General features: G+C 69.9%; 22 protein-coding genes and 1 pseudogene. 11 read left to right on the top strand and 12 right to left on the bottom strand.

Features of this window, described 5'->3' with window-relative positions; translation table 11 throughout:
* The first annotated feature begins 31 nt into the window (after window positions 1-31).
* The 9 genes from ACZ1DY_RS07335 to ACZ1DY_RS07295 all read left to right on the top strand — a co-directional run bounded on the left by ACZ1DY_RS07335 (window position 32) and on the right by ACZ1DY_RS07295 (window position 10,924).
* Window positions 32-829, top strand: a complete 798-nt coding sequence (locus tag ACZ1DY_RS07335) for a thioesterase family protein (protein ID WP_465483942.1) — start codon at window positions 32-34, stop codon at window positions 827-829.
* Between the two features lie 78 nt (window positions 830-907).
* The gene (locus ACZ1DY_RS07330; protein WP_257488872.1) at window positions 908-2,950 is read left to right on the top strand and encodes a hypothetical protein; all 2,043 of its coding nucleotides are present in this window, start codon (window positions 908-910) and stop codon (window positions 2,948-2,950) included.
* Window positions 2,951-3,066: 116 nt separating this feature from the next.
* Window positions 3,067-4,263: an RICIN domain-containing protein gene (locus ACZ1DY_RS07325; RefSeq protein WP_465483941.1), complete on the top strand. Its 1,197-nt coding sequence runs from the start codon at window positions 3,067-3,069 to the stop codon at window positions 4,261-4,263.
* Between the two features lie 158 nt (window positions 4,264-4,421).
* Window positions 4,422-4,847 (top strand): DoxX family protein, encoded by a 426-nt coding sequence (locus tag ACZ1DY_RS07320; protein WP_465483940.1) that lies wholly within the window; start codon window positions 4,422-4,424, stop codon window positions 4,845-4,847.
* Window positions 4,848-5,261: 414 nt separating this feature from the next.
* Complete coding sequence (locus ACZ1DY_RS07315; protein ID WP_192746373.1) at window positions 5,262-6,554, top strand: extracellular solute-binding protein; 1,293 nt, start codon at window positions 5,262-5,264, stop codon at window positions 6,552-6,554.
* Window positions 6,551-7,537: a carbohydrate ABC transporter permease gene (locus ACZ1DY_RS07310; RefSeq protein ID WP_126733995.1), complete on the top strand. Its 987-nt coding sequence runs from the start codon at window positions 6,551-6,553 to the stop codon at window positions 7,535-7,537. The genes ACZ1DY_RS07315 and ACZ1DY_RS07310 overlap by 4 nt, the downstream gene beginning before the upstream one ends.
* Entirely contained in the window at window positions 7,534-8,364 is an 831-nt protein-coding gene (locus tag ACZ1DY_RS07305; protein WP_257488875.1) for a carbohydrate ABC transporter permease, read from the top strand. Before ACZ1DY_RS07310 ends, ACZ1DY_RS07305 begins: the two co-directional genes overlap by 4 nt.
* A gap of 3 nt (window positions 8,365-8,367) precedes the next feature.
* Window positions 8,368-9,813 (top strand): glycoside hydrolase family 3 protein, encoded by a 1,446-nt coding sequence (locus ACZ1DY_RS07300; protein ID WP_257488876.1) that lies wholly within the window; start codon window positions 8,368-8,370, stop codon window positions 9,811-9,813.
* A gap of 136 nt (window positions 9,814-9,949) precedes the next feature.
* The gene (locus ACZ1DY_RS07295; RefSeq protein ID WP_465483939.1) at window positions 9,950-10,924 is read left to right on the top strand and encodes an LLM class flavin-dependent oxidoreductase; all 975 of its coding nucleotides are present in this window, start codon (window positions 9,950-9,952) and stop codon (window positions 10,922-10,924) included.
* Window positions 10,925-10,937: 13 nt separating this feature from the next.
* On the opposite strand, the gene ACZ1DY_RS07290 is transcribed toward ACZ1DY_RS07295, so the two are convergent.
* From ACZ1DY_RS07290 to ACZ1DY_RS07275, 4 genes are all read right to left on the bottom strand, one after another.
* Complete coding sequence (locus ACZ1DY_RS07290) at window positions 10,938-11,807, bottom strand: NAD(P)-dependent oxidoreductase (RefSeq protein ID WP_465483938.1); 870 nt, start codon at window positions 11,805-11,807, stop codon at window positions 10,938-10,940.
* Window positions 11,808-12,152: 345 nt separating this feature from the next.
* Window positions 12,153-12,890, bottom strand: a complete 738-nt coding sequence (locus ACZ1DY_RS07285) for a GNAT family protein (protein ID WP_126734001.1) — start codon at window positions 12,888-12,890, stop codon at window positions 12,153-12,155.
* Window positions 12,891-12,944: 54 nt separating this feature from the next.
* Complete coding sequence (locus tag ACZ1DY_RS07280) at window positions 12,945-14,039, bottom strand: glycosyltransferase family 4 protein (RefSeq protein ID WP_126734002.1); 1,095 nt, start codon at window positions 14,037-14,039, stop codon at window positions 12,945-12,947.
* A 78-nt stretch (window positions 14,040-14,117) separates the two neighbouring features.
* Window positions 14,118-14,906, bottom strand: coding sequence for an inositol monophosphatase family protein (locus ACZ1DY_RS07275; RefSeq protein ID WP_465483937.1), 789 nt, complete (start codon window positions 14,904-14,906; stop codon window positions 14,118-14,120).
* 18 nt (window positions 14,907-14,924) lie between these two features.
* Between ACZ1DY_RS07275 and ACZ1DY_RS07270 the strand changes: the two genes are divergently transcribed.
* Entirely contained in the window at window positions 14,925-15,620 is a 696-nt protein-coding gene (locus ACZ1DY_RS07270) for a creatininase family protein (RefSeq protein WP_126734004.1), read from the top strand.
* On the opposite strand, the pseudogene ribA reads toward ACZ1DY_RS07270, so the two are convergent.
* The 6 genes and pseudogenes from ribA to ACZ1DY_RS07240 form a co-directional block, all read right to left on the bottom strand.
* Window positions 15,576-16,160, bottom strand: a pseudogene (gene ribA, locus ACZ1DY_RS07265) (GTP cyclohydrolase II); the annotation flags it as partial. The gene ACZ1DY_RS07270 and the pseudogene ribA overlap by 45 nt on opposite strands.
* A complete protein-coding gene (locus ACZ1DY_RS07260; RefSeq protein WP_465483936.1) occupies window positions 16,054-17,166 on the bottom strand; it encodes a lysylphosphatidylglycerol synthase transmembrane domain-containing protein in 1,113 nt (370 codons plus the stop codon). The gene ACZ1DY_RS07260 and the pseudogene ribA, both read right to left, overlap by 107 nt.
* Window positions 17,163-17,981 (bottom strand): methyltransferase domain-containing protein, encoded by an 819-nt coding sequence (locus ACZ1DY_RS07255; protein ID WP_257488880.1) that lies wholly within the window; start codon window positions 17,979-17,981, stop codon window positions 17,163-17,165. Before ACZ1DY_RS07255 ends, ACZ1DY_RS07260 begins: the two co-directional genes overlap by 4 nt.
* Window positions 17,978-19,045, bottom strand: coding sequence for a glycosyltransferase family 4 protein (locus tag ACZ1DY_RS07250; protein WP_465483935.1), 1,068 nt, complete (start codon window positions 19,043-19,045; stop codon window positions 17,978-17,980). The genes ACZ1DY_RS07255 and ACZ1DY_RS07250 overlap by 4 nt, the downstream gene beginning before the upstream one ends.
* Window positions 19,042-19,440, bottom strand: coding sequence for a 6-pyruvoyl trahydropterin synthase family protein (locus ACZ1DY_RS07245; RefSeq protein WP_257488882.1), 399 nt, complete (start codon window positions 19,438-19,440; stop codon window positions 19,042-19,044). The genes ACZ1DY_RS07250 and ACZ1DY_RS07245 overlap by 4 nt, the downstream gene beginning before the upstream one ends.
* Before the next feature lie 22 nt (window positions 19,441-19,462).
* Window positions 19,463-20,443 carry a zinc-dependent alcohol dehydrogenase gene (locus ACZ1DY_RS07240; protein ID WP_465483934.1) on the bottom strand — a complete coding sequence of 327 codons (981 nt, stop codon included), beginning with the start codon at window positions 20,441-20,443 and terminating at the stop codon, window positions 19,463-19,465.
* Between the two features lie 60 nt (window positions 20,444-20,503).
* Here ACZ1DY_RS07240 and ACZ1DY_RS07235 point away from each other — a divergent pair, with 60 nt between their 5' ends.
* Window positions 20,504-21,199: a CDP-alcohol phosphatidyltransferase family protein gene (locus ACZ1DY_RS07235; protein WP_257488884.1), complete on the top strand. Its 696-nt coding sequence runs from the start codon at window positions 20,504-20,506 to the stop codon at window positions 21,197-21,199.
* Here the strand turns inward: ACZ1DY_RS07235 and ACZ1DY_RS07230 are convergent, their stop codons facing one another.
* The gene (locus ACZ1DY_RS07230; RefSeq protein WP_465483933.1) at window positions 21,200-21,562 is read right to left on the bottom strand and encodes a tautomerase family protein; all 363 of its coding nucleotides are present in this window, start codon (window positions 21,560-21,562) and stop codon (window positions 21,200-21,202) included. It abuts the gene before it with no gap.
* Window position 21,563: 1 nt separating this feature from the next.
* Window positions 21,564-22,127 carry a TetR/AcrR family transcriptional regulator gene (locus ACZ1DY_RS07225; protein ID WP_465483932.1) on the bottom strand — a complete coding sequence of 188 codons (564 nt, stop codon included), beginning with the start codon at window positions 22,125-22,127 and terminating at the stop codon, window positions 21,564-21,566.
* Window positions 22,128-22,244: the final 117 nt, after the last annotated feature.

Below are 22,244 nucleotides of genomic sequence, written 5' to 3'. Positions count from 1 at the left end.
CACCGTCAACTTGACGATGTCAGCTTGAGTCATGGCGCCTTTCCAGAACGCGACCGCGCTCGTCCGCCGGGGCGACGGCCCGGTGTTCGACACCGCACTCGATCCACAGTGGACGATCGGGACCAAGCTGCACGGCGGCTATCTGCTCGCCGTGCTCGCCAGGGCGGCCGCCGAGGTCTCCTCGCATCCGCATCTGACCGCGATCAGCGGCTCGTTCTCCGTTGCCCCGGAGCCCGGCCCGGCGGTCGTCGAGGTCGAGGTGCTGCGCGAAGGCCGCGGCCTCACCCAGTTGCGCGCGCGGCTGAGCCAGCACGGCAAGCCCTGCACCGAGGCCCTGATCACGCAGGGCGTCCTGGCCGACGGTGACGCGTGGTGGTCCGGAGTGGACCCGGTCGAGATCCCGCCGGAGCAGGACTGCCTGCCCGTACCGGCCGACGGCGGGGGCGGGTTCCGGATCGGCCTGATGGACGTCGTCCAGCAGCGGATCGACCCGGCCTCGGCGGGGTTCGCGGTGGGCCAGCCGTCACGGAAGGGCGTCATCTCGTCCTGGCTGCGGCTCGCCGATGGCACCGACTGGGATCCGGTGAGCCTGCTCGTGGCACTCGACCCGGTGCCGCCGATCTCCTACGACCTCGGCATCGCGGGCTGGGCGCCGACCGTCCAGTTCACCGCGTACCTGCGCGGCATCCCGGCGCCGGGCCCGGTGCGGGTGCGGATGCGCGCGGGCGAGATCGGCGGCGACCGGATGGACGAGGTCGCCGAACTCTGGGACGAGAAGAACCGGTTGATCGGCCAAGCGACGCAAATCGCCGCCGTACGCGTCCCCTGAACCACCCGAAAGCGGGACCATGACGCGGCGCCGGGAGTTAAGATCCGGCGTCGACGTCATTGTTCTGGGGGCAGGACCATGGAAGTGGAACCGCGCCGCGCGGACGGCTCCGGCGGGGCCGAGATCACCCGGCTCTGCCAGACCTTGGTGCCGCTGGCGGCCGCCGGCAAATACGCCGAGGCCGCGTCGGCCTACCGATGGGTGAGCAGGGCGTCGGCCGGAGATCCGTTCCGCTACGGCGATCACGCGCTGCGCCTGGAGTTCTGCGCCCTCACCGGCAACGAGCACACCGGCGTCGAGCTTCTGTCGCTTTTGGACGGTGTGGGCGACCATGGGGACGCCGTGGACAGACTGGAGTTCTTCGCCTCGGCCGCGCTGCTCACCCGCCGGTTGACGGAAACCGGATACGGCGCGATCCCGTTCATTCTCGACGGCCCGTACGACGGCGTCCCCCTGGCCAGGCTCCACCGGCGGATGCGGGCGGCGGCGCTCGTCGAAGCCGAAGAACTCGACGAACACGAGGACAGCGGTTACTTCACCGCGTACGCCGAACGGAAAATGGCCGCGAACCCGGTCGCGGAATTCCTGCCACTCCTGCCTTCCGCGCTCCCCCGGGCTCCGATCGCGCCCCCGCCGGGGTTGTCCGCCGAGGAACTGGTCATCCGCGCGGAGATCCACAATCACCGGTGCGAACCGGAGGAGGCCCGAGCCTGTCTCGCGGCGATCGAAACCGTCCCGGACGAAATCGCCCCGCGACTGACCGAACTGCGCGCGATCTTCTTCCAGGGCGACGACACCGAGGAACGGCTGCGCCACGCCGCCGCCGGATTCCGGCGCCAGAACGACGAAATCCGGTTCCTGCTCAACCAATGCTGGCTCGGGCTCTGGCTCGTTTTCGACGATCAGGCCGAGACCGGGGTCGCGCTGACCACGGTGGCCGCGGCCCGGTTGCGCGCCGGAACGGACGATCGCGCCGCCTGCTGGGGCGAATATTGGCTGGCGCACGTGCTTTCCGGGCAGGGCCGTAATCCCGAGGCGTACGAGGCCTTGCGACGGGGTGCCGGGCGGGCTCGCGAAGCGGGCGATCCCTTGCTCCACGGCACACTTCTCTGCCTGGATGCGTCGCTGCGGAACGGCGACGGCGAGGATCCGGTGACCGCGCTGGAACTCGCACGGGCGGCGACGGACGCCTTCATCGTCGGAAACGTCGGCGAGAAGGCCGTCGAAGCCGTCGAACAGGTCCGGATCGCCTACGAGCGCACGGGATCGCTCGACGAGCTGGACCTCTTCGTCGAGCACCTGCTGTCGACGCTGCCCGTTGGCGGTCCGGAACGGTTGCGCGGACATCTGCGTCATCTCCGTGCGCTGTCGCTGATCGGCACCGGCCGGTTCGCCGAAGCCGTCGACGACGCCTACGCGGCCCTCGGTGTCGCCGCGTCGAAAGGCAAGGACACCGCGGAACATTGGTACGTCCTCGTCACCGCGCTGCACGGCGCCGGCCGGTACGACGACGTGCTCGACGTCGCGCCCCGCACCATCGCCCTGCTCACCGCGTCACCGGACTGGGCGCACCGCTGCCGGTGGATGTACGCCGACAGCTACCGCGCGCTCGGCGAATCCTCACGCGCCTTCGACGAATACGCCGTCCTCGCCGAAATACTCCAGGATTCGGGCGACACCGGGCATTCCTTCATCTCGGTGAGCATGGCCGCCGCCGAGCAACTCGACCTGCTGGGCTACGGCGCGAACGCCGCCGACTTCTACGCGCGGGCCGCCGACGCGGCCTCGGCGATCGGCGGCGGCTACGTGGCCGCCACCTGCCGCAACGCCGCGACGCTGTCCCGGCTGCGGTCCGGCGACCTCGACGCGGCGCTGACCGCGCTCGACGCCGCGGAAACCGCCGTGCACGCCGTGGAAACCGAAACCGCGCCCGTCCGGGAACATCTCGTCGCCCAGCTCGATCACGTCGCCGCCCACGTGCTCAGCGCCGCGGGCCGGGTGCGGGAAGCCGCCCGCCGCGCGCTCCGTGCCGCCGAAACGTTCCATCGGATAGGTGAGGCCGAGTCCGCCCGTGACGTGGACCTGTTGCTCGAACAGATACTCCTCGGCGAGCAGAAGTGACGTGTGTCCTGTTCTGTCAGTGACATGCCCACCTTCCGCCGCTTATTATTCCAGCCGGTCTAGACCTCTCTGAAGCATCCGGATGCCTCATCCCTGCGATGAAAAGGCGGTTCGGCATGACCGGAAGATTCCTCAGACTCGTGGCGGGCGCCGCGTTGGCGCTCGGCGTCCTTTCCGTGCCCGCCCCCGTTGCCGCCGCGGCCGAAGCCTCGGCGGTCTGCGACGGTGACGGTGTCAGCGGAAAACGCGTTCAAGCGCTCTATGTCCGCGGGAACACGCAAGCGGACCGGTACGGCCAGTTCGCCGGTCAGTTCCAGACCTTCACGAGCCAGATCGACGACCTCTTCGTCGAAGCCGCGACCCGGCTCGGCGGCGGCGTCCGGCACGTCCGGTACGTCCACGACGCGAGCTGCCGGGCCACGATCGCGAACGTGGTCATCGCCCAGTCCGCGATGGCGAATGTGGACACCATCACCAACGCCATCAAGGCACAGGGCTACAACCGCGCCGACCGCAAGTACATCGTCTGGTACGACGCCGGCGGCTGCGGGCTCGCGTTCGGCAACGGCGGCAACGACAGCCCCGGCGCGAGCAACCCGTACAACGGCGGGCCGCACTACGCCACCGTCGGCACGGGCTGCTGGAGCTGGCAGGCCACCGGGCACGAACTCCTGCACAACCTCGGCGCCGTCCAGGGCAGCGCGCCGAACGCGACACCGTACGGCCATTGCTGGGACGACGAAGACATCATGTGTTACGACGACGGCGGCCTCCCGCCGGGCGGGCTGAAGAAGGTGTGCCCCGGCGCGCCCGAGAACCAGATCGACTGCCTCGGGGACGACTACTTCCACACCAACCCCGCGCCCGGAAGCTATCTCGCGACGCATTGGAACGTGGCCGACAGCGAGTACCTGATCCGCGGCGGCACCCCGTATCCCGCCGGGCGGATCACCGGGGTGACCGGGAAATGTGTCGACGTCGACCATTCGCAGACCGCGAACGGCACGGCGGTCCGGCTGTGGAACTGCAACGGCACCCCCGCGCAGACGTGGGCCGTGCAGAACGGGACCCTGCGCTCGCTCGGGAAATGCCTGGACGTCGCCGGCAGCGGGACGGCGGACGGGACGCGCGTGCAGCTGTGGGACTGCAACACGACCGGGGCGCAGACCTGGCGGCGGCAGGGTTCGACGCTGGTCAACCCGCAGTCCGGCAAATGCCTCGACGTCGAGGGCGGTGGCACCGGTGAGGGCACGCGGCTGGTGATCCGGACCTGCGACGGCGCGGCCGGCCAGTCGTGGCAGATCCCCGCCTGACCCGCGTTTAGTCCTCTGAATGCGGCTCGCGATGCCGGCAGCCGTGTCGCGAAAGCCACTTTCGGGACATCAGACGTCCTGAAAGTGGCTTTCGCGACACGTCCCGGCTCCTCGTCAGCCCCTTGCCAGCCTCGCTCACCAGGAGAAAGATGCCCGGCATGCCCGAAGGAACCAGCGGTACCCGCGGCCGGCTCGCCGGCTCGATCGTGCTGTGGATCGTGCGCGTCGCGCTCGCGGCCGAGTTCCTCTACAGCGGTTACCTGCTGTTCGCGGGCGGCCACACCGAACAGACCTTCGCCGAGATCGGGCTCGGGCAATGGCTCCGGTACGTCACCGGCGTACTCGAGGTCGGCGGCGCGATCGGGCTGCTCGTCCCCCGCCTCGGCGGGCCGTCGGCGCTCCTGCTGGCCGGGGTCATGGTCGGCGCGAGCGTCACGGAGCTGTTCATCCTCCCCAACGGCGGCCCGGTCCTGCCGCTCGTCCTGCTGATCGCCTGCGCGACGCTGGCGTGGTTCCTCCAGGACCAGACGCGCGCGCTGCTCGGCATCAAGCCGCCCGCCGAAGACGACGAAGCCCAGCGCTAGCCGCGAGAGAAGGTTGCGAAAGCCACTTTCGCAACCTTCAACGTTGCGAAAGTGGCTTTCGCAACGCGCCGGCGGCCCGGCATCGACCGTGATCACCATGCCGCGGGCCCGGTCGGCGAACGCGAGCCTTTCGTGCGTCCGAACGGCGCAACGGCCTCCCGCCGAATGCCCCGATCACCGGTACAGCCAAAGAAAAACCGCATGTCAGTACGCCTCGCGAGGCACTGACGAGCACGCCGAAATCCGATCATCAGCGTGATCATGCGCTCACTCAAGGTTAAAGATTGCGGCTCGTTTACAACGAACCGGCCACCTGCTTGACAGTCGGAGTGGTACGTACCACGCTGCCCGCATTGGTCTACACCATTTTGTGGGAGCCCGGCATGGTGGCCGGGCATCGAAAGGACGGCACGAGTGAAGCGCTGGCTCAAGATGGCTGCGGGCGCCGCCGCCATCACCCTCGCGACGGCGGGCTGCGCCGGTTCCGGCAGTGGCGACAGCACGAATTCGAGCGCTCCGGCCTCGAACGGCACGCTCACGGTCTGGCTCATGACGGGGACCGCCCCGGAAGCCCTGACGAACTCGCTCCACAAGGAATTCGAAGACGCGCACCCCGGCGTCAAGGTCAAGTACGAGATCCAGCAGTGGAACGGCATCCAGCAGAAGCTGACCACCGCGCTGGCCAGTGACAACCCGCCGGACGTGATCGAGCTGGGCAACACCCAGACCCCCGCGTTCGCGAACCAGGGCGTGCTCTCCGACCTCACCGCGAGCGTGAAGGACTTCAACGGCGACCAGTGGCTCCAGGGCCTCAAGGCCTCCGGCGAATTCGACGGCAAGACCTACGGCGTCCCGTTCTACGCGGCCAACCGCGAGGTCATCTACCGCAAGGACATGTTCGAGCAGGCCGGTATCACCGCGACGCCGAAGTCGCGGACGGAATGGCTCGACGCGATCACCAAGCTCAAGGCCAAGTTCGGCAGCGACCCCGAGTTCCAGGCCCTCTACCACGCCGGTCAGAACTGGTACGAGCTGCTGTCCTACATCTGGGACGAGGGCGGCGACATCGCGCAGGCCAACGGGAAGTCCTTCAAGTCGACCCTGGACACCCCGCAGGCGAAGGCCGGGCTCGAGTTCTACAAGCAGCTCACCGAGGCTTCCGGCACCAAGGCGCCGAAGGACGCCGACGAAGCGACGCCGCAGCAGGAAGGTATCTACGGCGCGGGCAAGGTCGCGATGATGATCGCCGTGTCGGGTGGTATCGAGACCGCCGCCAAGACCGACCCGTCGATCAAGGGGAAGTCGGGCGCCTTCCCGATCCCCGGCAAGACCGCGGGCAAGCCTGCCCCGGTCTTCCTCGGTGGCTCCAACCTGGTCATCCCGGCCAACAGCAAGAACGCGGCCGCGGCCAAGGACTACGTCAAGCTGATCAGCACCCCGAAGTACCAGACCGAGTTCGCCAAGGCCGGCTACGTCCCCGGTACCTCGACCGACGTCTCCGCCCTCGCCGGCAGCGAGTTCGGCAAGGTCATGGCCGAGGCGGCCCAGAACGGCCGCGCCGTGCCGACCAGCCCCAAGTGGGGTGACGTCGAGTCCGGTCAGAACCCGATCAAGGACATGATGACCGCGTACCTGACCGGCGCGAAATCGCTCGACCAGGCGACCGCCGACGCCAACGCCGCGCTCGACAAGCTCATCGGCGGATGACCACGACAAAAGATGTGACGACGCCGGCGGGGTCCTCCCCGCCGGCTTCGCCGCGCATCAAGCCGCCGAAATCGAATCGGCGCCTCCGTCTCGGCGAACGGACGGCGCCGTATCTGCTGATCCTTCCCGCGCTGGTCGCGATCCTGGTCCTGCTCGGCTGGCCGACGTTGCAGCTGATCGGGATCAGTTTCCGCAAGCTCGACCTCCGTGAGCTGGTCTCCGGAGAAATGGTCTGGATCGGATTCGAGAACTTCTCCGAGATCCTGTCCGACCCCGAATTCTGGGAGATCACCGTCCGCACGCTGGTGTTCACCGCCGCGGTCGTGCTCACCACCCTGCTGCTCGCGCTGTTCATGGCGCTGCTGATGCGGCATCTCAATCCGGTCGTCCGGGTGATCCTGCAGGTCGCGCTGATCCTCGCGTGGGCGACCCCGGTGCTCGCGACGACCACGGTCTTCCAGTGGATCTTCGATCAGCAGTACGGGATCCTGAACAAGACGCTCGCGAAACTCGGCTTCGACGGGTTCATCGGGCATTCCTGGTTCTCCACCGGGCCGAGCACCCTGACCGTCATCGGCCTGCTGGTCGTCTGGCAGGCCGTGCCGTTCGTGGCGTTCACCCTGTACGCCGGGCTTCTCGGCGTCCCGAAGGAGCAGTACGAGGCCGCTGGCATCGACGGCGCGAACGCCTGGCAGGCGTTCTGGGCGGTCAGCTGGCCGGCCATCCGGCCGATCCTCACCATGGTGACGTTCCTGTCGGTCCTGTGGGACTTCAAGCTGTTCGCCCAGGTGTGGGCGATCCGCCAGGGCGGGCCGGACGGCGCCAGCACGACACTGCCGGTCTACATGTACCTCAAGGGCCTCGCGGGCAACCACTTCGGCCTGGCGGCGACCGCCGCCCTGCTGATGATGCTCGTGCTGATCCTGCTCACCGCCCGGTACGTCCAGCTGCTGGTGCGCACGAAGGAGGCCGATCTGTCATGAAGAAGTCCCTGATCCAGCGGATCGGCCTCGGCACGTTCGGGGTGATCGTGGCCCTCCTGTTCGTCTTCCCGACGTACTGGATGGTCACGTCCTCGCTGAAGACGCCGGGCCAGGTCCTGTCACCGGAGTACGACCTGATCCCGCTCTCGGTGACGTTCGAAAACTTCGTCACGGCGCTGACGAAGCCAGGGTTCACCACCTACCTCACCAACAGCCTGATCGTCACGATCGGCGCCGTGCTGTGCTCGCTCGTCGCGGGCGTACTGGCGGCGGTCACTTTGTCCCGCATGCGTTTCCGCGGGCGCAAGGGTTTCCTGATGCTGGTGCTGGTCGCGCAGCTCGCGCCGTTCGAGGCGCTGCTGATCCCGATGTACCTGCTGATGCGCGACGCCGGGCTGCTCAACCAGCTGCCTTCGCTGCTGCTGGTGTACTTCGCGGCGACGCTGCCCTTCACGTGCTGGATGCTCTACGGCTTCGTCAACGGCATCCCGTACGACCTCGAAGAGGCCGCGATGATCGACGGATGCAGCCGGGCGGGCGCGTTCCGCCGGGTGACGCTGCCGCTGCTCGCCCCGGGACTGGTGACCACGTCGGTGTTCAGCTTCATCACCGCGTGGAACGAGTTCCTGTTCGCGTTCGTGTTCATGCGCGACCAGAGCAAGCAGACGCTGCCGGTGTGGCTTTCGTCGTTCCGGACGGCGTTTTCCGTGGACTGGGGCGGCATCATGGCGGCGTCGGTGATCTACGCCGTGCCCGCGCTGGTGTTCTTCATCCTCGTCCAGCGCAAGCTCGTGTCCAACCTGACCGCAGGCGCAGTGAAGGGATAAGCGTTGTCCTCACCGGAAAAGTTGGCGAGCTCGGTTCTCGTGCCGGGCTTCGACGGCACGACGGCGCCGGACTGGCTGCGGCGCAAGGTGGCCGACGGTCTCGGCGGCACGATCCTGTTCGGCCGCAACGTGGTCGACGACGAGCAGGTGGCCGCGCTGAGCGCGCAGCTGCGGGCGGAACGGCCCGACGTGCTCGTCGGCATCGACGAGGAGGGCGGTGACGTCACGCGGCTCGACGTCGCCACCGGCTCGTTCGTCCCCGGACCGCTCGCACTCGGCGCCGCGGACGACGTCGAGCTGACGACGTCGGTCGCGGCGGCGCTCGGCGAGCGGCTGGCCGCGTGCGGGGTCACGATCAACTTCGCCCCGTGCGCGGATCTGACGCTGGCGGCCGAGGATCCCTCGATCGGGGTCCGGGCGTTCGGTTCGGATCCGGTGAAGGCGTCGCCGCATGTCGCGGCGTACATCACCGGCCTGCAGAAGTACGGCGTCGCCGCGTCGGCCAAGCATTTCCCCGGGCACGGGGCGGCCACCGACGATTCGCATCACGCGCTGCCGGTGCTGTCCAGGACCGAGGCGGAACTGCACGAGATCGAACTCGTCCCGTTCAAGGCGGCGATCGCGGCGGGAGTGCGCGCGGTGATGACCGGGCATCTCGTCGTGCCCGCGTGGGGCGACCTGCCCGCGACGCTCAACCCGAAGGCGCTCACCGACGTCCTGCGCGGCGAACTCGGCTTCACCGGCGCGGTGATCACCGACGCGCTCGACATGGGTGCCGTGGCAGGCGAACTCGGCAAGACCGAAGGCGTCGGCCGGGCGTCGGTGCGGGCGTTGATCGCCGGTGCCGACGCGTTGTGCCTCGGCGGTGTGTCGTTCGAAGAGGACGAGCTGAACCGGATCGCGGCGGTCATCGCGGCCGCCGTCGAGTCCGGTGAACTGCCGCTGGAGCGACTGGCCGAGGCGTCGGAGCGGGTCGCGGCGCTCGGTGCTCCGCCGGTGTCGACGCCGATCGTGCCGGTCGATCACCAGCTCGGGCTGGAGGCGGCGCGCAAGGCGCTGCGGATCCAGGGTTCGCCGAAGTTGGCGGGGCCGCCGCTGGTCATCGACATCGAGACCGAGCCGATCATCGCGGCCGGCCCGATGCCGTGGGGGCTCGGCTCGCATCTGACCGGACTCGTGCCCGGCACGCGGACGCTCAAGGTCACCGGGAACGAGATCGCGACCGCGATCGACGCCGTCCAGGGCGCCCGCGACGTCGTGGTCGTGACGCGCGAGGCGCACCGGCACCCCGAGGTCCGCGAATTCCTCGGCTGGCTGCGCGAGTCTTCTGTGGAGTACATCCGGGTCGAGACCGGCGTGCCGGGACCGGACTCGGACGACGGCCCGCGGATCGACACGTTCAGCGGGTCCTACGTCAGCCTTCGCGCCGCCGCCGAGTACCTGGCCTGACCCCCTCCCGCATTTCGTCCTCTGGATCCGGTACTCGCGTATGTGTACCGCATCCAGAGGACGAATCGCGTTATTCGGTTGCGGCGTCGGAGCGCGGAGTGCTGTAGTCGGGAAAGATCGGTTCCCGGCTCAGGAGATGATCATCTTGGTGTCACGGCTCGGCGTCAGGATCCCGCGCGAACTGCCCGCCGCCCGGCTGAAGAGTTTGGCCCAGCGCGCGGAACAGGAAGGCCTGGACGAGGTCTGGATCGTCGAGGACTGCTTCTACGCCGGTGGGATCGCGACGGCGTCGGCGGTGCTGGCGGCGACCGAGAAGATCACCCTCGGCATCGGCATCATGCCCGCCGTGGCGCGGAACCCGGCCATCGCGGCGATGGAGATCGCGGCGCTGGCGGAGCTGTACCCGGGACGGCTGATCGTCGGCTTCGGGCACGGCGTGCCGAGCTGGATGCGGCAGATCGACGCGTGGCCGAAGTCGGCGCTGGCGGCCTTCGAGGAGACGCTGACGGTGATCCGGCGGCTGCTGGCGGGTGAGCGGGTTTCTTTCGAGGGCAAGCACGTCCGGCTCGACGAGGTCGAGCTGGAGTTCCCGCCCGCGCTGCCGCCGAAGCTCATCGCCGGTGTCCGCGGGCCGAAGTCGCTCGCGGCGGCGGGCCGGGTCGCGGACGGGACGCTTCTCGCCGAACCGGCGACCCCGGAGTACGTCCGCGCGACACGCGACCTCATCGGTGTCGACGGCCATACGATCGCCACCTACAACTGGCTCGCCCTCGACGCCGATCCCGAACGGGCCCGCGAGCGCGCCCGGGCCGACGTCGCTTCCGCGATCGGGCCGAACTCGGGCCCGGCGCTGGAACCGCTGGACTTCGGCGCCGAACTGCTGGCCGAGGTCGCCGCCGTGAACGGCGACCGGGCGGAACTGGCGCGGCGGCTGCGGCCCGAGTGGATCGACCGGCTGAGCATCAGCGGGCCGCTCGACCGCTGCGCCGAGCAGGTCCGCGCGCTGTACGCGGCCGGGACCGAGTCCGTCATCCTGCTCCCGCTGCTCGGCGAGCCGGAGGAAGAGTCCTTCGCCGCTGCCGGCCGGATCGCGTCGGTCCTGCGCGGCTGACCTCTGCCCGCATTCAGTCCTCTGGATGCGGCCGGGCTTCGAGGGCTTTGGCGACGGCGACCATGTCCGCGTCGCCGAACCCGAGCCGCGCGGTCTCGGCGTAGAGGGCGCGGGACGCCTCGATCAGCGGCAAGTCGAGCCCAGCCTCCCTCGCCGCGGCCGCGATCAGCTCGACGTTGGCCAGCACGTTCGCGATCGAGGCCTGCGGCGTGAAATCCTCCTCGACGAGTTTGGGCGCCTTGACCCGCAGGATCGGGCTGGCCAGCTGCCCGGCGCCGAGGACCTCGGCGAGCAGGGCGGGATCGAGCCCGTGCGCGCGGGCGAAGTGAAAGGTCTCGGCCAGACTGGTCACGACCGCGGTCAGGTGCACGTTGACCGCCAGCTTCATCAGGAGCCCGTTGGGCACCGGCCCGCAGTGCACGGTTTCCCGGCACATCGGCGCGAACAGCTCGCGGACCTCCTCGATCGTGGCGGGATCCCCCGCAAGCATCGCGACCAGTTCACCCGCCTCCGCCGGGATCCGCGAGCCGGAGACCGGCGCCTCCACGTACTTCGCCCCGGCCGTGAGGAGTTCTGCCTCGAGTTCGCGGGAGTGGCCGGGCGCCGTCGTTCCCATGTGGACGATCGTGCGGCCGGCCACCCGGCCACCGAACGCGGGCCCGCCGCGATCGAGCACGGCGTCGACGGCGGCCGCGTCCTTGAGCATCAGGATCACGACGTCGCACCGCGCGAAGAGCTCGGCGACGTCCTCGGCCGCCTCGGCCACTGCTTTACCCGGGGTGCGATTCCAGACGAGCAACGGGATTCCGGCCCGCGCCAGGTTCAGTGCCATCGGCTCGCCCATACTGCCCAGCCCGGCGAAACCGACTCGCGAAATACCCATGGCCTTACTGTGCGGCACGGCCGGGGCCGGGTGCGGCCGATGCGACAATCCTGCCGGAAGTCGCGAGGAACGGACTAGGCGGGGAGTGTCGCGGCACCCGCTGCCGGAGCGTGTCGCGAAAGCCACTTTCGCGACGCCTGATGTCCCGAAAGTGGCTTTCGCGACACCTTCGCGGCACGCCCGGTCGTGAACGAGCGCCCACCGCGACCCGGCACCCGCACCAGGCCGCAGCCCCCGGCTGCCCCTGCCCATTGAGGGTTGCGAAAGCCACTTTCGCAACCTCCAGCGTTGCGAAAGTGGCTTTCGCAACCTCCACCTTCACCGCCCACCATCCGGGACCACCGCTCAGAACGGATGCTCCATCCACACGTTCGCCTCCACGTAGACCCCGCAGTCCCGCTCGACGTTCGCGTGCACCGGCGCGATCCCGCCGGGGATCACGTTGTCGCCGTCGGCGAGTTTGACGCCGGTCCACTCGTGCCAGTCCGCGATCGAGCCCGAGATCGTCACCGCGAACGGGCACACCTTGATCATCCGCGCGCCGAGCCGTTCGTGGGTGCGCAGCCAGCGGTCGGCGAAAAGCCCGTCGTCGCGCCGCCGGACGGCGTAGGACTCCATGGGCGTGTCCGGCTCGTCCTCCTTGCCGATCGGGCGCACGGAGACGATCAGCCGCTTCAGCCCCGTCTCGGCCGCCCGCGCCTTCAGCGCCTTCAGCATCGGCGTGGACAGGCCCGTCCCACGCTTCCGTGGCGCCACAACGACTTCCAGAGCGCACAGGGTGTCCGGCGCGCGACCGTCCATGAGGTCCTGCGCGGCCCACTGGATCGCCTCGTCCCAGCCGTGCGCCGGCAGTTCGCGGCGGTCCTCGGCCGGATAGGTCAGCGGGACCGACAGCGCCCGCGCGATCGGTTCGCCGTCGTCGTCCAGCGCGATCAGGAAGTACCGCGACCAATGGCGCAGGAACCGTTCCGGAGTGATCATCTTGCCGCTGAACCCGGCGTAGATGAACTCACCGCCGACATCGCCGAGGTTCAGCGCGGCATCGAGGAGATCGGGACGGGACGCAAGATCGACGATTCGCATGCCGCCAAGTCAAGCGAGCCCGTGACCCGCCCGATAGCTGCTTCCGGGCGATGATCAAGCGGGCTGACGCGGCGCCGCCTGTAGCCGGGAAAGGACGTCGGTGAGCCTGCCCGCGGCGACGTCCCATTCCTCCAGGACGCTGCTCCGCGCGAGCGCCGACGTCCGCAGGGAATGGCGGAGTTCGGCGTCGAGCGACCAGCGCAGCAACGCCGCCGCGAGCGCCGAGGGGTTGTTCGGCGGCACCAGCATCCCGGGGACACCGCCGCCGGGCGCCGTGCCGAGCGCGTCGTGCGCGCCGGCGGTTTCGGTGGTCACCACGGGGATTCCGCGCGCGAGCGCCTCGGCGACGACCAGCCCGGACGTGCCGCCGCGTGCGGGCAGCACGAGCAGATCCGCGCCGTCGTAGACCAGATCGAGATCGTCCGGCGGCTGGATGAGGCTGATCCGCGAACCGAGCCCGAGCCGTTCGACCGTCCAGCGCAACTCGTCGACATACGCGGGATCGTGCTGTGTCGCACCGGCGAACACGCATTTGAACGCCAGTTCGTCGACCATCGAAAGCGCGCGGATGAGCACGTCCTGGCCGTGGCGCGCGGTCATCGGCGCGAGACACAGCAGCCGGGAGACGCCGTCGGCCCCGGCGGCGAGCGGGGCCGCGTCCGTGCCGGGTGTCGCGACGTAGACCCGCGTCGGGTCGAGGTCGTGCCGGTCGATCAGCTGCCGCGCGAGCCACGGCCCGGTGGCGACGATCATCCCCGTCAGCCGCAGCGTCTCCCGTTCGCACGCGTCGAGTTCGGCGGCCTGCGCCGGATCGAGCGCGGGGTCGTCGGCGAGCGGCCGGTGGACCAGGACGGCCAGCCGCAGCCGCCGCGCGTGCGGGACCACGATCTCCGGGACGCCGCAGGCGACCGTGCCGTCGATGAGGACGACGGTGTCGTCGGGCAGCGCGGCGAGCGAACGGGCCAGTCTCGACCGGGACAGCGGACCCGGCATCGGCCATTCGCCCGCGATCGGCAGTTCCAGCAGCGGAAGGCCGGTGGCCGGGAGGTTCTGGCACATCCGGCGGTCGTATTCACCGCTGACGTCCTCGGTGTCCCCCGGCAGGACGAAGACGACCGGTTCGGTCACGCGGACATTCGAGGTGAACACGGTTACCTCCAGATGCGGGCGCCTTACCGGTAGACACGGATGCGGCGCCCGTCCGGTTCAATTCCCGCGTGACGAAGTTCAGCCCGCCGCGCGCGCGATCGCGGCGACGATCTCGTCACGCAGCCCGGCACCGACCGCGATGGTGGCCGCCGAACGCACCGTGTGGTCGCCGCCGTCGGTGTCGACGACCAGTCCCCCGGCCTCCCGTACCAGCAGGACACCCGCCATCGTGTCCCACGGCTGGTTGGAGAGGATGACGCTCGCTTCGAGTTTGCCGTCCGCGACCCAGGCCAGGTCGATCGCCGCGGAGCCGAGGAAACGGACCCGCTGCACGCGGCCGCCGAGTTCGGCCAGCAGCGCCATCCGGACGCGGTTCTTGGCCTCCGCGCCCTCGCCGACCGCGAAGTCGCCGACACTCACGATCGCGTCGGACAGCTCCGTCGCTTTCGACGCCTCAAGACGCTCTCCGCCCGCATACGCGCCCTGGCCCTCGACAGCGGTGTAGGTGACGTCGAGGAACGGCAAGGAGATCGCCGCGACCGTGCTCTTGAGACCGTCCACGAGCCCGAGCGAAACGCCGCACAGCGGGATACCGCGCGCGAAATTCGCCGTGCCGTCGACCGGGTCGAGCGCCCACCAGAGGTCCTTGTCGCCCTCGTGCCCGCGTTCCTCGCCGAGGATGCCGATCTCCGGCGTCTCGCGGGCCAGGAATTCGCGGACGGCGTCCTCGACGGCGAGGTCGACGTCGGTCACCATATCGCGATCACCTTTGGCGGCAACGGAAAACGAGGTCATCGAGCGGATGATCCCGGTGGCCTTGGCGACGGCCTCGCTGGCGACGGACAACAATGCGGCGTGGTCGGTCATATGGGTACCGTAGCCGGAATGGACCTGTTCCCGACGGCCACGACGGCCGACGAAAGCGCCCGCGGCGCCGAGGTCGCGGTGCTGCCCGTCGGCAGTTTCGAACAGCACGGAGCGCATCTCCCGCTCGCCACCGACGCCCTGATCGCGACGACGATCGCCGGCGCCCTCGCCGCGGCGTACCCGGTGCTGCGGCTCCCGCCGGTCACCATCGGCTGCTCGCACGAACACGCGGACTGGGCGGGCACGGTCAGCGTTTCGGCCGCGACCCTGTACGCCGTGGTGAACGACGTCGCGGCCTCGCTGCGCCGGTCCGGCGTGCCGAAACTGGTGCTGGTGAACGCGCACGGCGGCAACTACGTGCTGTCCAACGTGGTCCAGGAGTCGACGTCGCCGATGGCGCTCTTCCCCGGCGTCGAAGGCTGGCAGGCGGCGCACGACGCGGCCGGGCTGGAGACGTCGCTGGACAGCGACATGCACGCCGGGGAGCTGGAGACCTCCCTCCTGCTGCACGCGCACCCTTCGCTGGTCCGGCCCGGTTTCGCCGAGGCGGATCACCTCGCCGACGACAGGCGGCACCTGCTCACGGTGGGCCTGCGCCCGTATTCGGAATCCGGGGTCGTCGGGCGGCCTTCGCTGGCGACGGCGGAGAAGGGACGGCTGGTGCTCGAGTCACTGGTGGAGAGCTTCGGGGACACTCTGGCCGCTCTCGGCTGACTCGATCAGGTCCAGATGCGGCAGGAAGTGGTGCATCCGCTCCTGTTTCGTCCGCAGGTACCGCAGGTTCTCGTCGTTCGGCGTGACCAGCAGCGGCACCCGTTCGCTGATCCGCACCCCGTGCCGTTTCAGCTGATCGACCTTCGCCGGGTTGTTGGACAGCAACCGCACCGACCGCACCCCGAGGTCGTTCAGGATCTCCGCCGCGGCACGGTAGTCGCGCGCGTCCACCGGCAGGCCCAGCGCGATGTTCGCTTCGACGGTGTCGAGCCCCTCTTCCTGTAGCCGCATAGCCTTCAGCTTCGCGAGCAGACCGATCCCGCGTCCTTCGTGGCCTTGGGCGTACACGAGGACTCCGGCCCCCTCGTCGACGATCGCCTGCAGCGCGGCGGCCAGCTGGTCGCCGCATTCGCAGTGCATCGAGCTGAAGACGTCACCGGTGAGGCACTCCGAATGGACCCGCGCCAGCGTGCCGGAGGTCGCGACGTCGCCGTGCACCAGCGCCATCTGTTCGGTGCCGTCGGCGTCCAGATACCCATACGCGCGGAAGACTCCGTACCGGGTGGGCAGCCTGGTCTCCACGACCCTCTCGACGGTCATCGGGTTTCTCCTCTGTTCGGTGACTCCTGACGGAACGCACGAGCAGGACGCCCGCACCGGGAAGGCTGGAGAAGAGCGCGAGCACGCCGTAGACGACGGCCACGGTGACGCCCTGCGCCGAACCGAGCCCCGCCGCGCCGAACAGCAGCGCGCAAACCCCTTCGCGCGGGCCCCAGCCGCCGATGTTCAGCGGCAGGCCCATCGCGAGCAGGGCGAGGATCATCAACGGCAGCAGGTCACCGACCGGCGCGGTGACCCCGGCCGCGCGCGCGGCGACGACGAACAGCGCGAGATGCCCGGCCAGGGTGGCGGCCGACAGCAGGCTCACGCCGGGCCAGGTCTCCTTGGTCAGCAGACCGAGCCGGACGTCGGCGAGGGTGACGGCGAAGCCACGGCGCCATTTCGATCCACTGTGGATCCACCGCTTCCCGGCCGTCAGCCCGGTGACGATCAGGGTGAGCGCGAGGGCGACCACCACGATCCCGGCGCCCGTGACGACTCCGTCGATCGGCGGGGGCACCACGGAAGGCGCGCTGAGCACGACGGCGACCGAAGCGCCGATGACCGCGATCTGCCCGGCCGTGCGCTCCAGCACCACCGCGCGGACGCCGCGCGGGACGTCACCGGTTGCGCGGCCGTGCTGCACGGCCCGGTCGACGTCGCCGAGGACGCCCGCCGGCAGGACACTGTTGAGGAACAACGCGCGGTAGTACTCGCCGATCGCGCCCGGCAGCGACAACCGCAGGCTGAGCCGCCGCGCGACCAGGCACCAGCGCCAGGCGCTGAAAACCGTGGTGGCGAAACCGATCCCGAGCGCGGCGGCGATCCCGCCCGCGTCGACCTCGCGCAGCCCGGCCAGGAACGTGCCGGTGCCCAGTTGCCAGACGAGCACCCCGAGGATGCCGAGCGCGCCGAGGATCCGAAGCCACGGCCAGAACCGTTTCACGCGGGCACCACCAGCAGATCTTCGTGCTGGATCACCGCGTCCAGCTCGCCCGCCGCGCACTGCGCGAGCCGCCACCGCAGGTAGGCGTCCCCGTCCGCCGCCAGCTCCGGCCGCTGTTCGCAGGCGGCGCCGACCCAGCCGGTGAGCCATTCCGCGGTCAGCGCGGCCTGGTCGGCCCCGAGCCGCCACGGGCTGGGAGCGCGCCGCACGGTGGCGCCGAGCCGTTCGAAGACGCCGAAAGCGACGTCCACCGCGTCCGGGCCGAGCAGCCATCGCCCGTCGGTCACGCGGCGCTGGTGCGCGTTGAAGGCGTCGGAGATCTCGATGTCGAACTTGTCCTTGGGCGACAGCACCACCCGGCCCGAAACGCTCAGCGTGAACAGGACCGCGCAGCCCGCTTCGACGCAGGCCTCCGCCAGCCGGGACATCTCCTCGGCGGTGAGCAGGTCGAGCAGCGCCGACGCGGCCACGAGCGACGTCCCGGCGAGATCCTCCGCGCGTAACCCGGTGATGTCACGCTGTTCGGTGACGACGGTGACCTCGCTGCCGTCCAAAGCGTGTTCCGGGCGGCTGGTGCGCGCCTGGGCGTGGGTGAGCAGATCGGGGTCGCGGTCGTGCAGGATCCAGCGCTGGCGGCCGGGCAGCCGCAACGCCAGCCAGCGGCCGAGCGAGCCGGTGCCGCAACCCAGATCCCGGATGACGACCTCGTCCTGCCCGCGCAGGAACGCGCGCACCGGTTCGACCAGCTCGGTCGCGCGGGCGGCGGCGTCGGCGTCCTCACGCAACTGGAGCCAGCTGGGGGCGTACTTGGTCATGCCGCCGTCCTTTCGCTCAGCAGTACGGCGGCGACACCGCGGGCCGTCTCGTCCCAGCCGGTCAGCGTCTCGCGGCGAAGGCGGGCGGAGGCGCGAAGACGGTCACGCAATTCAGGTTCGGTGAGCCAGCGGCGGAGGGCGGCGGCCAGCGCGTCGACGTCCTCGCCGGGGACGAGCATCCCGGGCACACTGCCGTCGGACGCCTGGCCGAGAGTGTCCGGCAGCGCGTCGACGGCGGTCGTCAGCACGGGAACGCCGTGGGCGAGCGCTTCGGTGACGACCATGCCGTAGGTCTCCGCGCGCGACGGCAGTACGAGAAGGTCTGCGGCCGCGTACGTCGCTTCGAGCGCTTCGCCGGAGCGCGGGCCGGTGAGGGTGAACCGGTCGCCGAGCGTGTGTCGCCGCAGGCGCTCGACGTAGCGGGTCTCGCGGGGAATGGCGCCGACGCACTCACAGGTCCACGGCAGATCCTTGAGCGACGTCAACGCGTCCGCGAGCAGGCCCTGTCCCTTGCGCGGCGTCACGTTGGCGACGCAGACCAGCCGCGTCCCGTCGAGGCTTCCGGATGAGACTTCGGCCCGGTCCACCCCCGGCGGCACCACGTGCACGCGATGCGGGGCGAGGTCGTGGTGCTCGATCAGCCGTCGCGCCGCCCAGGCACTGGTCACCACCACGGCCTCGACCGCGGTGAGCGTGTCCCGTTCCAGCCGGTCCAGCTCGGCGGCGAGTGAAGGCGACAGCCCCGTCTCGTCGGCAAGCGGGAGATGCACCAGCACGGCGATCGACAGCCGCCGCGCGGCGGGCGCGATCACCTCGGGCACCCCGCAGGCGACCAGCCCGTCGAGCAGGACGGCCGAACCGTCGGGCAGTCCGGCGAGTTTCCGCGCCAGCACGGTGCGCGCCTCGGTGTCGGGCCGCGGCCAGTTCCCGCGCACGGCGATCTCGTGGACCTCCATCCCCGCCGCGACGAGGCCGTCGCACAGCCGCCGGTCGTAGACGTTGCCGCCGCTGGGCGCGCTCACGTCGTCGATGTCGTTGGGCAGGACGACGTGGAGGCCGCTCACAGCGCACGCTCGTAACTCGCCCACGCGATGTGGGACTCGTGCAGCGAGACGGTGAGGCTTTCGAGCCCGCGCGCCCCCTCCCCGAGCGCTCCCGTGTGGACGCGGTCGGCGAGCCGGTCCGCGACGACCTTGGCGAGGTACTCGGTCGAGGTGTTGATCCCGGCGAACTCGGGCACGTCGTCGAGGTTGCGGTAGTTCAGGTCGGCGAGCACCGCTTTGAGCTCTTCGGTCGCCTTCCCGATGTCGACGACGATGTTGTCGGCGTCCAGTTCGGACCGGCGGAACGTCGCGTCCACCAGGAAGGTCGCGCCGTGCAGCCGCTGTGCGGGGCCGAAGACCTCGCCGCGGAAGCTGTGGGCGACCATGACGTGGTCGCGGACGGTGATACTGAACAACGGACCTCCTGCGGTCGTGCCCTTAGCGCGTGTCCTCCAACTGATAGGTCACACGGAGGCAGAGCGTTCCTGGTTCATTCGCGGCCAGACGCGGCAAGACGTCCGGTAGTTCGTCGAACCGGCATTCCTCGCTGACCAGCACCTTAAAGACGGGGTCCGACAAAATCCGCAAAGCGAGCGCCAAGCGGTCGGCGTAGCTCCGGTTCAGCCGCCGGGACGGCGAGACCATGCCGACCTGGCTGCTGCGGATCGTCAGCCGCCGCGAATGGAAGTTCTCGCCGAGCGGGACGCTGATCCTCCGGTCGCCGTACCAGCTCAGCTCGACGACCTCGCCCTCCGGCGCGAGCAGTTCCAGTGACCGCGCGAGCCCCGCCTCGCTCGCGCTCGCGTGCACGACGAGATCGCAGTCGCCCAGCGCGTCCTCCGGTGTCGAGAAGTCGACTCCGAGCGCTTCGGCGATCTTCGCGCGCTCCGGGTCGACGTCGATCAGCTGGACCCTGGTCGCCGGGAACCCGGCCAGCAGTTTCGCGACGCTGCTGCCGACCATGCCGGCCCCGACCACGGCGATCCGGTCGCCGAGTTTCGGCGACGCGTCCCAGACGGCGTTGACCGCGGTCTCGATCGTTCCCGCGAGGATCGCGCGCTCCGGCGGCACCCCGGGCGGCACCGGCGTGACGGCCGACGCCGGGACGACGTACCGCGTCTGGTGCGGGTAGAGGCAGAAGACGACCTGCCCGACCAGCTCTTCCGGACCACGTTCGACCACGCCGACATTGAGGTATCCGTACTTCACGGGCCCCGGGAAGTCGCCATCCTGGAACGGCGCGCGCATGGCCGCGCGTTGACTCGGCGGGACCTCGCCGCGGAAGACGAGCGTCTCGGTGCCCCGGCTCACGCCCGTGTACAGGGTGCGGACCAGCACTTCGCCGTCGCCGACCGGAGGGAGCGAAACCGGCCTGAGCTCACCGTCACCGGAACCACTGAACCAGAAGGCGCGTTCCATCGTGTCCTCTCATGTCGGACCCTGGAAGCGGGGTCACCGCCACCATAACGAGGAGGCCTCGTGATCAACCCCGGAGTTTTCCTGGGGGTCCTCGTCCAGCTGGCGCTGCTGGGGACGCTGGACGCCGTCGCCGGGCTGGGCCCGCTGGGCTGGCTCTCCGGAGCGGCCTACGGCCTCGCCGTGGGCGGATTCCTGACCTACGGCCTGAACCGGAGCACCGCGCGCTCCCTCGGCCCGGCCGACGCCGTCACGCTCGCCCGGTCCGGGCTGGTCGGCTGCGTGACCGCGCTCGTCGTCGACACCGCGGGCCGGGAGATCGTCGCGATGGTCGTCCTCGCGTCGGTCGCGCTCGCCCTGGACGCCGTCGACGGCCAGGTCGCGCGCCGCACCGGGACGGCGTCGCCGCTGGGCGCGCGGTTCGACATGGAGGTCGACGCCTATCTGATCCTGATCCTGAGCGTGGTCGTCGCGCAGTCGCTGGGCCCGTGGGTGCTCACGATCGGCGCGATGCGCTACGTCTTCGTCGTCGCGGGCAGGCTGTGGCCGTGGCTGAACGCGCCGCTTCCGCCGAGCATGGCGCGCAAGACGGTCGCGGCGGTCCAGGGGATCGTGCTGGTGGTGGCGGCGTCGACGATCCTGCCGCTCTGGGCCGGTTTCGTGGTCACGCTGGGCGCGCTGGCGCTGCTGACCTGGTCGTTCGGACGCGACACGTGGTGGCTGCTGGAGCAGCACGCCTTCACCGCCGCGCCGGCTTGATCACGCGTACTGCGCTTCGCCGTTCCCGATCGACCAGTCGACCGGATTGTTCTCGGTGATCGTGACGAGCACGTTCCGCGGCTCGGTCCCCGCGTACTCCTCGGCGAGCTCCGCGATCCGCCGGTAGAGGGCCTTCTTCTGCCCGTCGGTCCGTCCCTGCCTCATGGTGATCGCGACGAAGACGACCCCTTCGTCGCGGTGGATCCCCAGGTAGTCGTCGTATTTCAGGGTGTTCTGGCCATTGAGGACCTGGAAGCGGTCGTCGTCCGGGATGCCGAGCGTTTCGACCATCGCGTCGTGGACAGCGTTGCCGAGGGCTTCGAGCTTGCCGGTCCCGATGGCGTCGATGCGGACGAAGGGCATGTCAGTTCTCCTTGGTGGCGAGCAGGCCGAGTGCGCCGTCGACGGCTTTCGCGAACACGTCCGGGGAGCCCGCGGCGCGGGCGAGGATGTAGCCGCCCTGCAGCGTCGCGACCAGCGCGGTCGCCGTGGCGAGCGGGTCGAGCTTCGCGTCGAGTTCACCGGCCGCACGGCCCTCGTCGAGCAGCTCGGCGAGACGGCCGGTGAGCCAGCCGAAGAACTCCTCGACCGGCTTGCGCAGGTCCGCGTCGGCCATCACGTCGGGATCCTGGGCGAGCCTGCCGACCGGGCAGCCCTTGAGCACGGCGCGTTCGCGGCGCAGGTAGACGGTGATGCGTTCGACGGCCGAGCCGGGCCCGGAGAACTCGGCCTCCGCCCTGGCGCGAAGATCTTCGGCGCTGCGGACGATCGCGGCGAGGGCGAGTTCGGACTTGCCCTGGAAGTGGTGGTACATGCTGCCCTGGCCGGCGCCGGAGCGCTCCTGGATCGCCTTCGGGCTGGTGCCGACGTAGCCGCGCTCCCACAGGAGCTCGCGGGTGCTCTCGATGAGCTTTTCCCTCTTGTCCACACCCTGGACTGTACCTACTAGTAGGTACAACTCTCAAGGGGGAGCAAGGGACCTTTGCTACCACTTTCGCGAGAATCCGCAGGTCAGCGCCAACATTCCACACTTAGCCGACTAACC

This window comes from Amycolatopsis sp. PSD-21, from assembly GCF_055561455.1.
The sequence above is the reverse complement of the archived record's forward strand: the minus strand, read 5'-3'. Positions and strand labels throughout refer to the sequence as shown.

Coding starts and splice junctions, on each gene's coding strand:
- ACZ1DY_RS07305 (WP_257488875.1), top strand. CDS start 7,534: ATGAAGAAGTCCCTGATCCAGCGGATCGGCCTCGGCACGTTCGGGGTG.
- ACZ1DY_RS07270 (WP_126734004.1), top strand. CDS start 14,925: ATGGACCTGTTCCCGACGGCCACGACGGCCGACGAAAGCGCCCGCGGC.
- ACZ1DY_RS07240 (WP_465483934.1), bottom strand. CDS start 20,443: ATGGAACGCGCCTTCTGGTTCAGTGGTTCCGGTGACGGTGAGCTCAGG.
- ACZ1DY_RS07325 (WP_465483941.1), top strand. CDS start 3,067: ATGACCGGAAGATTCCTCAGACTCGTGGCGGGCGCCGCGTTGGCGCTC.
- ACZ1DY_RS07230 (WP_465483933.1), bottom strand. CDS start 21,562: ATGCCCTTCGTCCGCATCGACGCCATCGGGACCGGCAAGCTCGAAGCC.
- ACZ1DY_RS07330 (WP_257488872.1), top strand. CDS start 908: ATGGAAGTGGAACCGCGCCGCGCGGACGGCTCCGGCGGGGCCGAGATC.
- ACZ1DY_RS07295 (WP_465483939.1), top strand. CDS start 9,950: ATGATCATCTTGGTGTCACGGCTCGGCGTCAGGATCCCGCGCGAACTG.
- ACZ1DY_RS07255 (WP_257488880.1), bottom strand. CDS start 17,981: ATGACCAAGTACGCCCCCAGCTGGCTCCAGTTGCGTGAGGACGCCGAC.
- ACZ1DY_RS07285 (WP_126734001.1), bottom strand. CDS start 12,890: ATGCGAATCGTCGATCTTGCGTCCCGTCCCGATCTCCTCGATGCCGCG.
- ACZ1DY_RS07320 (WP_465483940.1), top strand. CDS start 4,422: ATGCCCGAAGGAACCAGCGGTACCCGCGGCCGGCTCGCCGGCTCGATC.
- ACZ1DY_RS07335 (WP_465483942.1), top strand. CDS start 32: ATGGCGCCTTTCCAGAACGCGACCGCGCTCGTCCGCCGGGGCGACGGC.
- ACZ1DY_RS07290 (WP_465483938.1), bottom strand. CDS start 11,807: ATGGGTATTTCGCGAGTCGGTTTCGCCGGGCTGGGCAGTATGGGCGAG.
- ACZ1DY_RS07275 (WP_465483937.1), bottom strand. CDS start 14,906: ATGACCGACCACGCCGCATTGTTGTCCGTCGCCAGCGAGGCCGTCGCC.
- ACZ1DY_RS07310 (WP_126733995.1), top strand. CDS start 6,551: ATGACCACGACAAAAGATGTGACGACGCCGGCGGGGTCCTCCCCGCCG.